This window comes from Phytobacter diazotrophicus, from assembly GCF_052061655.1.
GTDB lineage: Bacteria > Pseudomonadota > Gammaproteobacteria > Enterobacterales > Enterobacteriaceae > Phytobacter > Phytobacter diazotrophicus.
The window spans coordinates 4,173,939-4,189,490 of sequence record NZ_CM125428.1 but is presented as its reverse complement, the minus strand read 5'-3'; the positions used below and the strand labels follow the sequence as shown (position 1 = coordinate 4,189,490).

At 49.1% G+C, this 15,552-nt stretch carries 14 protein-coding genes; 2 read left to right on the top strand and 12 right to left on the bottom strand.

Annotation, left to right across the window (positions count from 1 at the left end; translation table 11 throughout):
- Window positions 1-6: 6 nt before the first annotated feature.
- A complete protein-coding gene (locus ACS0RQ_RS20455; protein WP_271850214.1) occupies window positions 7-699 on the bottom strand; it encodes a heavy metal response regulator transcription factor in 693 nt (230 codons plus the stop codon).
- Window positions 700-973: 274 nt separating this feature from the next.
- Between ACS0RQ_RS20455 and ACS0RQ_RS20450 the strand changes: the two genes are divergently transcribed.
- Both ACS0RQ_RS20450 and ACS0RQ_RS20445 read left to right on the top strand, forming a co-directional pair.
- Window positions 974-2,425 (top strand): MFS transporter, encoded by a 1,452-nt coding sequence (locus ACS0RQ_RS20450; RefSeq protein WP_271850213.1) that lies wholly within the window; start codon window positions 974-976, stop codon window positions 2,423-2,425.
- Between the two features lie 260 nt (window positions 2,426-2,685).
- A complete protein-coding gene (locus ACS0RQ_RS20445) occupies window positions 2,686-4,005 on the top strand; it encodes a sensor domain-containing diguanylate cyclase (RefSeq protein WP_108701856.1) in 1,320 nt (439 codons plus the stop codon).
- A 279-nt stretch (window positions 4,006-4,284) separates the two neighbouring features.
- On the opposite strand, the gene ACS0RQ_RS20440 is transcribed toward ACS0RQ_RS20445, so the two are convergent.
- From ACS0RQ_RS20440 to ACS0RQ_RS20390, 11 genes are all read right to left on the bottom strand, one after another.
- Window positions 4,285-4,527, bottom strand: a complete 243-nt coding sequence (locus ACS0RQ_RS20440; RefSeq protein ID WP_271850211.1) for a biofilm development regulator YmgB/AriR family protein — start codon at window positions 4,525-4,527, stop codon at window positions 4,285-4,287.
- A 269-nt stretch (window positions 4,528-4,796) separates the two neighbouring features.
- Window positions 4,797-7,424 carry a fimbria/pilus outer membrane usher protein gene (locus ACS0RQ_RS20435; RefSeq protein WP_271850210.1) on the bottom strand — a complete coding sequence of 876 codons (2,628 nt, stop codon included), beginning with the start codon at window positions 7,422-7,424 and terminating at the stop codon, window positions 4,797-4,799.
- An 87-nt stretch (window positions 7,425-7,511) separates the two neighbouring features.
- Entirely contained in the window at window positions 7,512-8,231 is a 720-nt protein-coding gene (locus tag ACS0RQ_RS20430; RefSeq protein ID WP_271850209.1) for a fimbrial biogenesis chaperone, read from the bottom strand.
- A 46-nt stretch (window positions 8,232-8,277) separates the two neighbouring features.
- The gene (locus ACS0RQ_RS20425; protein WP_271850207.1) at window positions 8,278-8,859 is read right to left on the bottom strand and encodes a fimbrial protein; all 582 of its coding nucleotides are present in this window, start codon (window positions 8,857-8,859) and stop codon (window positions 8,278-8,280) included.
- A 184-nt stretch (window positions 8,860-9,043) separates the two neighbouring features.
- On the bottom strand, window positions 9,044-9,625 hold the full coding sequence (locus ACS0RQ_RS20420; RefSeq protein ID WP_271850206.1) for a fimbrial protein: 582 nt from the start codon (window positions 9,623-9,625) through the stop codon (window positions 9,044-9,046).
- 63 nt (window positions 9,626-9,688) lie between these two features.
- Window positions 9,689-10,279 (bottom strand): fimbrial protein, encoded by a 591-nt coding sequence (locus ACS0RQ_RS20415; RefSeq protein WP_271850205.1) that lies wholly within the window; start codon window positions 10,277-10,279, stop codon window positions 9,689-9,691.
- A gap of 63 nt (window positions 10,280-10,342) precedes the next feature.
- Window positions 10,343-10,924: a fimbrial protein gene (locus ACS0RQ_RS20410; protein WP_271850204.1), complete on the bottom strand. Its 582-nt coding sequence runs from the start codon at window positions 10,922-10,924 to the stop codon at window positions 10,343-10,345.
- Window positions 10,925-10,990: 66 nt separating this feature from the next.
- Window positions 10,991-11,578, bottom strand: coding sequence for a fimbrial protein (locus ACS0RQ_RS20405; RefSeq protein WP_271850203.1), 588 nt, complete (start codon window positions 11,576-11,578; stop codon window positions 10,991-10,993).
- A gap of 88 nt (window positions 11,579-11,666) precedes the next feature.
- A complete protein-coding gene (locus ACS0RQ_RS20400; RefSeq protein WP_271850202.1) occupies window positions 11,667-12,122 on the bottom strand; it encodes a winged helix-turn-helix domain-containing protein in 456 nt (151 codons plus the stop codon).
- 611 nt (window positions 12,123-12,733) lie between these two features.
- Window positions 12,734-13,972, bottom strand: coding sequence for an EAL and HDOD domain-containing protein (locus ACS0RQ_RS20395; RefSeq protein ID WP_271850201.1), 1,239 nt, complete (start codon window positions 13,970-13,972; stop codon window positions 12,734-12,736).
- A gap of 291 nt (window positions 13,973-14,263) precedes the next feature.
- Window positions 14,264-15,550 carry a Zn-dependent hydrolase gene (locus ACS0RQ_RS20390; protein WP_271850200.1) on the bottom strand — a complete coding sequence of 429 codons (1,287 nt, stop codon included), beginning with the start codon at window positions 15,548-15,550 and terminating at the stop codon, window positions 14,264-14,266.
- Between the last annotated feature and the right edge of the window lie 2 nt (window positions 15,551-15,552).

The following is a 15,552-nucleotide window of genomic DNA, read 5'->3' as shown; positions in this document are numbered from 1 at the left end:
CTGACTCTATTTAGCGGGGCTCTCGGGCCGGGTTTCAAGGACATATCCCATGCCCCGGACGGTATGCAGCAGTTTTACGGGGTAGGGGGCGTCCACTTTGGCCCGCAGGCGTTTAATCGCCACCTCCACAACGTTGGCATCGCTGTCAAAATTCATATCCCATACCTGTTCCGCAATCATCATTTTGGAGAGGATTTCACCTTTATGGCGGGCGAGCAGGCTCAACAGGGCAAACTCTTTGGCTGTCAGCTCAAGACGGTCTCCGGCGCGTGAGACGCGACGGGCGAGCAGGTCGAGATGTAAATCATGGATCTGCAACTGCGTGGCGTCTGCGCCATCACTGGATCGGCGGCGCAGCAAGGCCTGAATACGGGCGACCAGTTCAATCAGGGAAAACGGTTTGGGAAGATAATCGTCTGCCCCCTGACGCAGCCCTTTAACCCGTTCATCGACGGAGCCACGGGCGGAAAGCATCAGCACCGGTGTATTTTTACTGGCACGCAGCCCTTTTAACACGCTGTAACCGTCAAGGCCTGGCAGCATGACGTCGAGAATGATGGCGTCATAGTCAAATTCAACCGCCAGATGCAAACCTTCTGTACCGCTGGCGGCGACGTCAACGGTAAAACCCAGTTCGCTGAGCGCACGATAAATATATGACGAGGTTTTTTCCTCGTCTTCGACCAGCAGAAGTCGCATGGGGCTCTTCCTTTGTCGCTACGGACAAATGTGATGATACCAGTGATTTTATCGCGTTATTGCCAACAACTGGCTGACTTTTTACTGACATTTTTGTCAGCTTGCGCCAGAGGAAATCGACGAAGACGGGCAGCAATACATTGCAAAATATCAATCTGCGGACAATCACCAGGAAATTGGGTTATCGGACGGTTTGCATTTTTTGGTATAACAACTTTCTATTCTTGTCAGACCTCTGCCAGGCAGTAGAGGTTAACCATGTTGAGGGGACGTTATGGCCTCGTCTGAGACAACCCAGACGCAAACGCCACGGGAAAAAGTGACCCGTTCCGGGCGGATTTCCGGGGTGGCGTTGCTGGTCGCCAGCGCGTTTTTTATGGAGTTTCTTGATGGCACGGTGATTGCGACTGCCCTGCCGGACATGGCGAAAGCCTTTGGTGTTTCCGCTATCGATTTGAATATCGGTATTAGCGCCTATTTGTTGACGCTGGCGATGCTGATTCCGGCCAGCGGCTGGGTGGCGGAGCGCTTTGGCGCGCGGACGGTTTTTAGCCTGGCGCTGCTGATTTTTACCGTGGCGTCTTTGCTTTGCGGCCTGACAAATAACGTCACCGGATTTGTGCTGATGCGCGTTCTGCAAGGGGTGGGGGGCGCGATGATGGTGCCGGTAGGGCGTCTTGTCGTTTTGCGTACCACGCCGAAAGAGCAGTTGATTAAAGCCATCGCCACTTTGACCTGGCCTGCGCTGGTCGCGCCGATTATTGGTCCGCCGCTGGGGGGCTTTATTACCACCTATGCGAGCTGGCACTGGATCTTTTTCCTCAATGTGCCGCTGGGGCTGGTGGCTATCGTTCTGGCCTTGAAAATGATGCCGGGGCTATCGGCTGATGAAAAACGTCCGTTCGATGTGGTGGGTTTTATCGCCACAGGGCTGACCATGCTGTGCCTGGTGGCGGGGCTTGAGATGTTGAGCCAGCAGCATGTGAGCATGGTTAGCGCCGGGGCGACGCTCGCCGTTGGTCTGTTGGCGCTGGTGTGGAGTATTCATCACTTACGCCGTGCGCCTGCGCCGCTGATTGGCCTGAGTTCGCTGTCGGTACATTCTTTTCGCGTCACGATGCGCGGCGGGTTTATTCTCCGCGCCACTATCAGCTCCGCGCCCTTTATGTTGCCCCTGATGTTTCAGGTAGGCTTCGGGATGAGCGCGTTTGAGGCCGGGTCGCTGGTGCTAGCGGTCTTTGCTGGTAACCTGGCGATGAAGCCCGCCACGACGCCGCTTATTCGCCGTTTCGGTTTTAAAAAGCTTTTGATTGGTAACGGGGTTGTCTGCGTGTTGTCGCTGTTTTTCTGCGCTTTTTTAGCGCCGGATTCACCGCAAACGCTTACCCTCGCGCTGTTGTTTATCGGTGGGTTGAGCCGCTCAATGCAGTTTACCGGGATCAGTTCGCTGGCATTTGCCGAGGTACCGGCGGCAGAGATGAGCTCCGCAAACACTCTCTTTAGCACCTCGTTGCAACTGGCTAACGGCCTCGGGGTAACGCTGGGGGCGCTGAGTATTCGCGCAGGCGCGCTTATCGCCGACAATCTGGGGTATGGCGATATTCAGGGGATGGCCTTTAAGCTGGGGTTTGTGATGATTGCGCTTATCACGGCTGTCGGGCTGTATGATATGACACGCCTTGAAGCCGGGGCGGGGCGAAATGTTTCGCAGAAACCGAAGAAATAAATAGAGGGGCGCGCAGCCCCTCGCAGGCGCATCAACTGATTGTGAGTGAATAAAACTTAGCGAGTGATTCATCGATCTCTCTGGCGATCGGACCCGTTTCAGCTTTTTCTGCGTTGTTATCGTTACTGCGAATTAGTAAAACGTTAACATTTACTGTATCAATGATAGTGAGTTTAGCGCTTCGCTGAAACGTGTAGTCAGGCGTCAACACCACTTTGCCCTTGCTGTCCGGGCGGTTTTTGGACATGCGGATAACATTCATGAACGATAAAAAAAAGCCGTCGCCTCTCCAGGATGTGGATGTGCAGCATCTGTATGATTTATTAAATCAAAATTCGGATTGGGTATGGGAAGTGGATGCGCAAGGACGTTATACCTGGGCCTCCGATGTGGTCACCAGCTTGCTCGGCTATCCCCCGAGTGAAGTCATTGGGAAGACCCCATTCGATTTTATGCCACCCGGCGAGGCTGAACGCGTTGGACGCGCTTTTATGGAGATCGTGCAAGAGAAAAGGGCTTTTTCAGGCCTGGTGAATCGTAACCAGCGTGCCGATGGGCGCATTGTGGTACTGGAAACCAGCGGCGTTCCCCTTTTTGATGAAAACGGTGAATTACGCGGCTATCGGGGAGTGGACCGCAATATCTCGACCCTGGGTGAGCGCGTGTTGCAACTGGAAACTATCTACGACACCACCCCCGTGGCGCTGTGTATGATTGACCGTCATGGCCGCCTGGTTATGTCGAATAAAGCAATGAATCATCTGTTGCACAATGATGGGCATGAGCTTGCGGAGAGCTATCTTTCCGAGCATATGCCAGAGTTCTGGCATCTTTTTGAGGAAGATTTTGCTCTGGCAGACATGGGCGAGGCCATTCCCCGTCGTGAAATGATCTGGCATGACCGCTGCTACGATGCGCAGTCTATTGCTGTGACAGATGCGAGTAGTAATGTTGTGGGGCTGTCGATTACCTGGGTGGATATCACCGCGCGTCGTCAGGCTGAACAAAAACTGGCGGGCGCGAACCTGGTGTTGCAGCGGCACGCACAGCACGATCACCTGACCGGCTTGTTTAATCGCCGATATATGGATGAGTGCCTGCTGACGGAAGTCACTCGTTCTTATCACGGCCACTTTCCGCTCTCAATCTGCCTGGTGGATATCGATTTTTTTAAACTCTATAACGACAGCCAGGGACATCAGGCGGGGGATGAGTGTCTGCAAATCGTGGCGAAGGCGCTGGTTACTTCCCTGGTTCACCCGGATGCCAATGTTAGCCGCTATGGTGGGGAAGAGTTTCTGGTGATATTACCGGATACCAATAAATCGGCTGCGTTATCGATTGCCGAGCGTCTGCGTAAGCAAATCAATGCGCTGAAATTGCCGCATGCCGCAAGCCCTATGGGTTTCTTAACGATCAGCATTGGTGTGGCAACGCTCGATTGCGAGAGCATCTTTTCTGAGGACAAGCCGCAACATATGATTGCCAGCGCGCTGATCGGTAAAGCCGATACTGCGCTGTACGCGGCGAAAAAGCAGGGACGTAATCGGGTGGTTGCTGCGGACACACATGCAGGGTGAGTCGATACCGAGCGACGGTTCAAAAAATACCCCTTCTGAAGATAAATCCATGGCTTCAGAAGGGGAGACCATATGGCCATTCGTTACAAAAGCCTCTTAAAAATAATTAGCGTGATTATAAAAGCATATGTATAAATATTTTTCATGGATGATGACGATGAGCATCAATCTCTTATAAAAAGTGTGGCTTCTGCGTATAACGGGGGGAAGAGGGTTGCCGGGCACGGCATGATGGAGAAAAAACCTCCACCTACAGGTGGAGGAAACGAGACGCAGTGCTTAGATATCATCCGGCGTGGCATGCACCACGCGTTCAAGCGCATTTCGGTAAACGTCCAGTTTTGCCATATCCTTTTCGGTTTCCAGCCTGACCAGCAACTCCAGAATAATGTCCTTATTTGTGGCCATGGATTTACGGGCCAACAGTGCTGCGCGGATCCCGGCAATAATCTGCTGCCCGGTATCGTTGGCGTCCAGATGCGGGGCTGCGGGGGATTCAATATCCATTTCATGAACGCTCATCAACAAATGCACCTGTCAAAAAAGAGGATGATTATTTTCCCGATGTTGGCGGGAGTGTTTCGTTTTGCCTGATAAAAGTAGACATGGAAGGGCGTCTTTACAAATGGGATCGCTATGAAAATGCAGTTAAATTTCATCTATTTATATAACGGTAGGTTATATAAATCGGAGGGTTCGTGGAATAATGCATAACTTATTGTTAGTAAAAGAAAAGCATCCATAGCGGGGACTATGGATGCTTTGACGAAAACCGCTTGCTGCGCTTTCGTTTACTGGGCGCTGGCCAATTCGGTGTTTTGACCTTTGCTTATCGGGCCCTGTACCGGCAGACACGGACTGGTGAACTGCTGAATGTGAGTGGTCTGGGCATCGCTCTTCGTTGGTGCCAGCATATAGTTCACTTTACAGCTTGCATCAGTGCTATTGCCCCATTTGACCAACAGCGTGCCTTTGTCTTCCTTGACGCGGGCATAGATTGCCCCGGTCTGGTTTACAACGCCAATAGAGGTATTATTTTCATCAAGAACCTCTGCCCCGAAAGGTAAGTTTTCGCCGCCAAAAGAGGTGGCAATCAGTACCGGTGTCCCTTTGTTGGTGTTGAATTTGACCTTCACCACAGCGCCCGCACGCGGCGCGATTCGTTGCGCTGTATTATCAAATTCTACGTCCAGCGACGAACCTTCCGGGTCGATGGCGACCTGGTTCATCTGATATGCAGACAACGACGGGAAGAGTGCATAACCGAAGCTGTCGATGGAAGTGCCTGCGTAACCGCTGATTTTGGCGCCTTTCGCGTCTTTTGCTTCCACCAGCGCATAGGTATCACTGTTGTAAGGGGTAAAGGTCACCCCGCCAGAGTGTGCTACCATCGCACCGGAGAAACCCAGCGACATGCTGTGGTAACCACTGCCTGTACTATAACCGCCATTCACCGTCGCTATGCTACCTGTCATACCGCCGCTGACGTTACCTGATGTGCCATTCTGGTCATGTGAGGCGGTAAGGTTATAGCTGTATTTGCCGTCTTTACCCATAGAGCCAGACAGCATGGCCTGCTCAGACTTGCCACCGTTGTTATCCTGGTTGTAGTTCAGGCTAAAATAAGGGGCCTGCGTTTCCCAGCTTTCCCAGAGCGGGAAAGAGAGGTTCAAGTACCAGGAGGTCTGGTCACGCCCATCATTGGTTTTACTGCGACCAACGTTGATGCTGTAATTCATCCGCTTCCAGTTATTGGAGTAGCCTATCTGGTACTGTTTGTTATAGCCCTTCTTATCACTGTTCCAGTAGTTTTCCAGTGTGGCACTGACGAACAGGCTGCCCCATTTTTCAGGTAATCCCTGGTTAAAGCTCACGTTAAAACGGTTTTTCGAGCGCCAGATGCTATTAGGATCGTAGCCATTTGCCACCGTTTCGCGAGTTTGTAAGGCGGTCAAAAGCTCCATATAGCCTGCCGTTGAGTAGCGGTAAGCCGCAAGCGTGACGTTACTATTGGTCTCATTGAACAGTTTACTGTAGCTTACGCGGTAGCTCTGGCCCGTCTTTTTGCCCCCCGCCCGGTTTCCTAGCTGACTGATAGCATGGGTGGCGTCAACACTGATGGCCCCAGCTATGCTGCCTGTCGCCAGCCCAATCTGATAAGCCTGATAGTTTTCGCTTATCTGCGCCCCGGTATAACCGGTAAAAATATTGCTCAGGCCGCGCGTATAGGTAGCCTCATAGAACATGGGTTCATTTGAAACCCCCGCATTGCGCAATTTACCCGCAGTGAGGCTGTAGCGTTGGGAACCGGGGCGCAGCAACTGGGCGACAGAGGCATAGGCAATGGTGTATTGCTGGGTGCTGCCGTCGGCTTCCTGGATGGTGACTTCCAGATCGCCACCGTAGCCTGCCGGGTAGAGATCGTTAATAACGAAGGCTCCCGGGGTGACGGTCGTTTCATAGATAATATTGCCTAACTGCTTAACGGTGACTTTGGCATTGGTTTTTGCCACGCCGCGAATATCCGGTGCATAACCGCGCTGTGATTCCGGCAGCATACGTTCGTCGCTGGCGATTTGCGCGCCCGTGAAGGGTAGCGAGCTGAACAGTTGTCCGGTGGTGTTATATTCACCAACAATTGCACGGCCACGAATAGCATTAATGTCACGCTGTAAGTAGCTGTTGGAGACCTGGTATTCTCCGCCCATGCCATCCTGCCAACTGTACGAACCGTTGTGGCGGAAGTACCATGCACCGATATTTAACCCGGCATTGAACGAGGCATAGACAGAACGGTTGTTACCGCCGTTGCTGTATTTGGAATCGTAGGCGTTTGCATAGTAGCCGAAGAGTAATGCCGGAACGCCGCTGTCCCACAATTCCGGGTTGACGGTACCTCGGGCAATACGGTTGACATACACCTGCGGTACCTCAATGTTGAGTTCCTGCTTGTTACTGTCAAACTCGAATTTGGCCTCTGGAATAATTTTTACCAGATTCGCACAGGTTGCCGGCGTGGCGAGCGCCTGGCTCATTTCGGATGTCAGATTGTCTTCGTTAAAGTTAATAAGCTCAATCAGGCGCGGTGTCAGGCACGGATAAACTTTCCGGTCATCGTCGGCTTTAAATTCCACGTTTTCATTGGCCGCTTCTATGCCATTGATAGAGATAGCCACCTGATAGGTACCAGGTGAGGCGCTGGAGCCAAAGGAGAAACGGCTCAGGTCAACTTTACTGCCGCTATCCAGACGCAATAGATCGGATTCAAATTCCACAACGTTGCGTCGTGCATAGTCGCGGGGTTTATCGTCTTGCGCTTCCGCAATACCGACCGGGAACGCCATCATTAACATTAAAGCCAGTGGCGATAACCGAGCCTTAAACAGTAATGGATGATGGCGTACGGTGGATATTTTCATAATAACTCCCGAAAAGTCTTCGTCCCTGAATGTATTTTTATTTTTGTGATAAAAACATTCTTCGTTAATTATTTCTGCCGCCGGGTATTATGGTTTGGCTTTAAATTCGTTATAACCACCATAATCGTTCACCGTGGTATAACTTAATTGATTAATACTGGTTATTGAACTGTCCTGGATTTCATGGAACTCCGTGGCGCCGGGGGCAATCATTTTACCTTTTATGGCCATTTTTTTACCGCCTGAGGTAAAGGTAATATTGACCAGGGAAACGTAGAATTTCGATGGGTTGGTCACTTCTACGCCGCCGCTTTTCATTTTCCAGTGCAGCGTTTCCATTGCCTCTGCTGCTGAACCAGGAAGATCATTCGGACGGTAGAACAATTTTATACGTGAACGAAAGGCAATATTAAGCTTGCTCTTCTCGTCCATGTCTTTGGCTTTTGCCGGGACTTCAAGCACATTTAAGTAAAATACAGACTCGCGGTCTGTTGGCATTGTCGCCGAGCCCAGATAACTGATGCGCAGGGTTTGCGCTTTACCCGCATCAATGCGATTAATAGGGGGCGTCAAAATAAAGGGGGTATTTTGACTGGCGGCGTCATCCGGATTTCCGCTGTCGATCCAGCTTTGTATCAGTACCGGGTTGTTATTTTGATTGGATACCGTCACCGTGACTTCTTTTTTTCCGGCTGGGTAAACTACGCGGGTGCCGTCAAGCACAATGCTGGCCTGGGCCATATTGCTGAGACCCGTCATCAATATTGCCCCTAGTGCAACGGAGATAATTTTGGCGTAATAAGACATATCCAGTTCCTTTGGAAAAAAGGGGGGGAAGCCCCCCCGTATTTAATTATTGGTAAGCTAACTCGTAAACGGCAACACCTTTCACAAGACCAGCTGTCGCTGCTGCAGAACCGTTGTTTTTGTATTGCACGTGATACTGCATCTTGGCCGTAGTGGCATTTGCAGCGACGGAGGTATATTTATAACCAGTGTCGCTAATAGCTTTACCCAACGGTACTACAGATTTAGTGCCTGATACTGCCTCATGCAGCAGTTCAAGACCAACGTTGGTTGCTGCTGTTGCGCCTGTTTCCAGGTTTTTCAGCGTTGAAGTGGTGGTGTCGATGTTGGTGGAGTTATCCGGGAAGTACGCGGTCACGCCAAACGCAGTTGCGGCGGAAGTACAGCCGGTCAGATCTAATGAGAACGGAGTTTGACCTGCTGTATTGTTTGTGGCACCAAGCGCACTTTTCGGTACGGTTGGCAGTGTTACGGTGCCGGTAGCGCTGGAGCCGCCATTCAGTACAACCTGGCAGGTCTGGTCAGAGATTTTACCGGTAAAGGTAATGGTACCGCCAGTTGCTGCGTTTGCGACATTCGCCAGAGACATTGCAGAGGCAATAGAGGCGACTAACAGAATCTTTTTCATAAATATTCCCTTTGATATGAACTTACTCGTTGTGAATGATAATTATCAGCAATAACTACCGCTGCATAATTATCAATTTCTTATTAAGCACTTCAGGATGAACAACTGTGCTATCCTTTTTCTACCTAATGCTTTCCTTACTTTCCAGTTATGTATTTATGGAATGGTTTTGTACTGCAAAAATTTATTCGTAATACAACTCGTAAACAGCCATGCCTTTAACTTTACCGGCTGTTATGCTTGTACTACCCCAGCTTACGTATTGTGTGTAGTAGTTTAAGTCTGCGGACGTTGCGCCAGCAGCGACGGTCGTATACTGATAATTGCCGTTAGGAATGGATTTTCCCAAATAGATTTCTTTTTCGTTAGTTCCGAATAATTGAACTATCTTAAGATAAACCCCTTGCGCCGCCGTTGTGCCCGTTTCAAGGTTTTTAAGGTAGCCATAAGGACCTACACTTTCTGTATACGTTGTTGGAGGAAAATAGGCCAACACGCCAAATGGGGTGGAGCTAGCCTTACAACCCGTTAATTTTAATTTAAACGTTGTCTTACCCGCCGTATTGAAGCTAGTAGTTAGTTTTTCTTTTGGTACCGTAGGCAATATCACCGTACCGCTCGCGCTGGCCCCATCGTTTAATGTAACCTGGCAGGTCTGATCGGTGAGTTTACCGCTAAAATTTACCGTACCATTGGTCGCTGCATTGGCTGTATTTACCAGAAGTATTGCCGCCGTGATGGACGCCATTAAAATTAGGTTTTTCATCGATATTCCCTTTTGTATAATTCTTTTCCATAAGATAATTATTGATGATGTTTCTTTTATTGGTTATTGATACGCTAATTCGTAAACAGCGATGCCTTTAACTTTGCCGACTGTTACGGGCGAATCGCTCGTACTACGAAAATTTATGTATCGTACGCTGTACTCCAGGGTCGCCGACGTGGCGTTGGCGGCAACGGTGGTAAATTGATAGCCTGAATCAGTGATGGGTTTTCCTAAATTTATCTGCCTCTCGGTAGAACCGTCATTTTTATATATTGTCAACATAACTCCATCTGCTGCTGTTGTGCCGGTTTCCATATTTTTCAGGAAACCCAAAGCATCAAATTCAGTTATATATGTGGTTCGAGGAAAATAGGCCAATACACCAAATGCTGTGGAGCTGGCCTTGCAGCCGGTTAACTTTAATGTAAACGGCGTAATACCTGCCTGACTAAACCTTGTGGAGAGTCTTTCTTTAGACACTGGAGGTAACTCTACCGTACCGCTTGCGCTGGTTCCGTTGTTCAGTAAAACCTGACAGGTCTGGTCGCTGAGTTTACCGCTAAAGTTTACCGTACCACTGGTGGCGGCATAGGCAGTATTTACCAAAGATATTGCTACAGTGACTGATGCCACTAAAAGTAATTTTCTCATCACTATTCCCTTTGGTATGTCACTATTCCGTAAGTTAATTATTGATTATGTTTCTTTTATTGGTTATTGATAAGCTAATTCATAAACGGCCATGCCTTTGACTTTGCCGGCTGTTACTCCGTCATCCCATCGAATATATTTCACAGTGTACGTCAGGGTCGTCGACGTTGCATTGGCGGCAACGGTAGTATATTGATAACTCGCATCAGTGATGGGTTCTCCCAACTTGATCTGCTTCTCCGTAGCCCCAAACATTTGATATATTGAAAGATATATACCTTGTGCTGCCGTTGGACCTGTTTCCAGATTTTTCAGGAAACTAAAGTAATTATTCATCTTTTGTATATAAGATGAAGGCGGAAAATAGGCCAATACGCCAAATGCGGTGGAGCTAGCCTTACAACCCATTAATTTTAATGTGAACCCTGTATTACCCGTCGTACTATACTTGCTAGGGAATCTTTCTTTTGGCACAGTTGGCAATGTCACCGTACCGCTTGCACTGGTTCCGTTATTCAGTAAAACCTGACAGGTCTGGTCGCTGAGTTTACCGCTAAAGTTTACCGTACCGCTGGTAGCTGCACTGGCGGTATTTACCAGAGATATTGCTGCTGTGGCTGACGCCACTAAAAGTAATTTTTTCATCACTATTCCCTTTGGTATAAATCTGTTCCGTAAGTTAATTATTGGCGATATGCTTTCTTTTATTGGCTATTGATACGCTAATTCGTAAATGGCGATGCCTTTGACTTTGCCGGGGGTTGTGTTGTACTGAGAGCCACTGACCCAACTGTTTTTGTATCGCACCGCGTAGTGCATAGTCACCGATGTAGCACCAGCGGCAACGGTGGTAAATTGATAGCTGGCATCAGTAATTGGCCTTCCTATTTTTAACGGCTTCTCGGTGGTACCGTTTTTTTGAAGTATTTCAAGGGTAACACGTTCGGCAGCCGTTGTACCCGTTTCTATATTTTTTAAATAGCCGCCACCATCTGTATACGCAGTTGCTGGAAAATAAGCGGTCACGCCAAATGTTGTAGTGCTGGCCTTGCAGCCAATTAATGTTAATGTAAACGGTGTTTTTCCTGCAGTATGCCCACCGCCACTTGTCAGTAGCTCTTTCGACACGGTGGGTAATTCCACCGTACCGCTTGCACTGCTTCCGTTGTTCAGTACAACCTGGCAGGTCTGGTCAGTAAGTTTACCGCTAAAGTTAACCGTACCATTGGTGGCTGCACTGGCGGTATTTACCAGTGATATCGCTGCTATGACCATCGGGATTAAAAATAAGCTCTTCATTGATATTCCCTTCGATTTAACCCTGTCCATTAGTTAATCATTGATGATACTTTCGAATAATAGTTTTTATTTTTGGTTGTGATGTTTTCTACTCAATCATTCCGCTCATCGATGACTCAAAGGTCTTGGTGCGCTGTAATGGATACTCTGCGCCGTTTTTAGATAGCTGCCTGCGCTTGCAATAGAGTTCCATCACCATTTCGTTAGCGATCATGTAGCCCTTGCCGGTAATACGCATAATAAAGTTATCCGGCAGACCAACCAGCGCCAGTTTGTTTTTCAGATTATGCATCACCTGCCACAAGCGCTGGCTGGAACAGCTCAGTCCGTTATTTTCCCAGACCTGGATTTGCAGGGTTTTATCCGGGACAATTTCACCAACGGCATTTGCCAGCAGGTATTCCAGCAGGTTTGCCATGGTCGGCCTGAGGTATTCAACTGCTTTTCCCGGTGTTTCGGGGAGCAGTAAACATCTTTTAAACGGCAGGAACTCAACTTCGTTGCGTTCGCCAAGACGATATCCATACACTGTAAGTTTGACCATTGTCCTTAATCTTCCTTCTCGTCCGGGAAGGGCTGATTAAGACTGACTGGCATTCCTGCCTGCTTAATCATAATTCTTCTCTGTGTTGCTGACGGGGTGAATGTTATTGATTTTTTCGTTCGTTAATCAACTTTATTTCATTAAACCATAGAATCAAGGCGAAATACTAAGTTGTATATTATTTCTAGTGTAAAATTTTATTGATCTTGTAACACGCGAAACTTTGCATTGTTACACTGATTTGAATCGTGCCTGAACTCACAAAATCTTCATCATTTTATACTAAAATAATTATCCTGTTTTTTGGCCTGTTAGTGGTTTTTAATTCGAATTGTTTGGTTTGTGTTAATAATTAAATGGAGTAAATAAATGAGGCTTATATTGGTGGTTTAATATATTGATGTGAGGAATATATTTCAACAGGAAGTAAAGAATAGCGATTCCTGTAATAATTAGAAAGTGAAAACGAAGAGAATAGCATTTTTGATCCATTTGCATGAATGGCACTGGTAGATATATTTATCGATGAAATATAACGTGCGTTGTGGGAGTGGAAAAACGCGGGTTTGTAGAATGCGTCTCAATGCGCGCTACTTCCAAACCCGGGGGATTTAGCTGGTAATACCCGTTGGAATGTCATCTGCCCACTGCGTTGCCGTGGTGATCAATTCAGCCACCACGCTGCGGTTGAAGCCGAGCCGATGGCCCAGCGCGCTGACATCTTCCCATTTATGGTTTTCATACAGTTGCGCCAGGTGGAGATAAGGATAGAGCGGGCCACGTTTCTCTTTGAGCGCCATCATGACATTGCTTGAGACGTCAATCTGGCCAATCAAATCCGCCATCGGCATTTCGAAGATATCGTCCAGTTGTGAGAACAGGCCCACAATAAAGGCATCGTCCGATGAATGTCGGCTGATGGAACGGGCGGCGGCCAGTTCGCAGAATTTTCCGCGAATCAGGCAGCGGTGGTAGATTTCATCGGTTTTGCCGACATTCACCGACGTTAAGCAGGCCACCAGCACGAACCGGCGTAGCTCATTCGCGCCAAGATAAAAGATGATGTCTTTGAGCGACTGGCTGCGAAAGTTTTTAATGCCGCGCGCGTTGAAGACGATGTTCTGTGCATAGCGCATCAGCTTGAAAGAGAGCGCAAGGTCCTGTTTCAGCAGCGCTTCGATTCTGGCGAAGTCCGGTGAGTCAGTGTTCACTTCCTTCATTAGCTTTAAGGTCACAGACTGATTCTGGATAAGCTTGTTGTTAGCGTGAATAACTGGCTTGCTGAAGAAGTGCCCCTGAAAGAGGGTGCAACCGAGGTTACGGTAGCACTCATACTCTTCCTGCGTTTCGACTTTTTCCGCCAGAAAAACCGTGCCTTTGAGCAGCTCAGCTTTGCTTGCTATGTACTCTTTGATCGCTTCCGGTGTACTCATACGTACATCAAACTTGATGATGCTGACATAGGGCAGAAAATCGTTCCATGTATCGCCGAGTTCAAAATCGTCCAGGGCGATACGAAAACCGTGCTGATAAAGCTGTTTTACGGTCTGAAGCAGGCGCGGCGTGGGTTCAGCCGTTTCGAGTATTTCCACAATCACGCGATCTTTGGGTAAGGTTTCCGCCATGCCCTGTATTAACAGTTCATAGGGGAAGTTAACGAAAATCGCGCTGTATTCCTTGAGACGGCCCAGCGGCGCACCAAGAAACTGTTCTACGATAATTTGGGCAGTGGCATATTCCGGAGTAACGTCGGGAAACCGGTTCGTCATGCTGTCTCTGAACAACAGCTCATAACCGACTGTGTTCATATTTTCGTCAAAAATCGCCTGGCGGGCGACAAAAGAAAACATTGGATACTCCATACAGATGCCTGTAGATATCAAAACCCGGTTAAACAGGTATGTAACCGGTTAATCCCCCAGCATTTTCTCTTACCGATGAAAGGGAAGCCTGGACGAAAATGGCAAAGACGCATGTGGGTCTTACAGAAGGCAGTATCTTTTGTAAACTTCTTAGGGACTTAAGTCAAATCCCATCTACGTTTACAGGGTATTATTGAGCCGGTTTTCTGAAAAAATGTTCAGTTCGCTAAAAAAATAACCCGATTGCCTGCAACCGGGTTTTTGGTGAGGGGAACCCGATTATGACCGAGAGACAACTCCGGCTTTTTCCAGCATAGCGTGTAACAAGACATTTGCCCCGGCCGTGACCTGTTCCGGCGCGGAATATTCTATCTCATTGTGACTGATGCCATCTTTGCAGGGAATAAAAATCATGCCAGCAGGTGCGAGCATGCTCATATAAACCGCGTCATGTCCGGCGCCTGAGACGATATCCATAGAAGAGTAGCCTAATTTTTGCGCTGCCTGCCGTACGGCCTCTTTACAATCCGGGTGAAAAGGCGCAGCAGGGTAGTGGGAGACCTGTTGCAGCGCTACGCTCAGGCCGGTTTTTTGTTCAATCTGCGCAATATACGCTTTTAAGGCCGCATCCATTTTGTCTACTTCGGCGTCGGTCATATTGCGAAAGTCTATGGAGAATTTCACACTGCCGGGCACGACGTTGCGGCTGTTAGGATGCACCTGTACCATGCCCACGGTCCCGCGTCCGTGAGGCGCAAATTGCCCGGCAATATTGACCACTTCCTGCATGATATGTGTGGCAACCTGCAGGGCATCTTTGCGCATCACCATGGGCGTTGGCCCGGCGTGAGACTCCATCCCCGTGACGGTACAGTCATACCAGCGAATACCGAGCACTGCCTGCACCACGCCGATGGTGATGTCCTGATCTTCAAGGATGGGGCCTTGCTCGATATGGGCTTCAAAATAGGCGCCGATAGGGTGGTCGCCCGGTACAATATCGCCCGCATAACCAATTTTGAACAGCTCATCTTTCACCGATTTTCCTTCAGTGTCGGTTGCGGCATAGGCCGTCTCCAGAGGGAAGATACCCGCGAAGACGCCAGAGCCCATCATGACCGGCACAAAGCGTGAGCCTTCTTCGTTAGTCCAGAAAACCATCTCCACCGGCGCTTCGGTTTCAATACCGCGATCGTTCAGGGTACGAATAACTTCCAGTGCCGAGAGCACGCCAAAGTTGCCGTCGAACTTGCCCCCGGTTGGCTGGGTGTCGATATGGCTACCGGCGACAATCGGTTTTAGAGCATTGTTGCGGCCTGGGCGGCGCATGAAGACGTTGCCAATCTGATCTATTTCGACCGACAGCCCGGCCGCTTTGCCCCAACTGACGACCAAATCTCGACCCTGACGGTCGAGGTCGGTCAGCGTTAAACGGCAGACTCCGCCTTTGGGCGTGGCGCCAATTTGCGCGAGGTCCATTAACGATTGCCACAAACGCTCGCCATCAACCCGCAGGTCACTGATATCAATGCTGTTCGTATCTGGTGAAACGACTTCACTGCTCATGA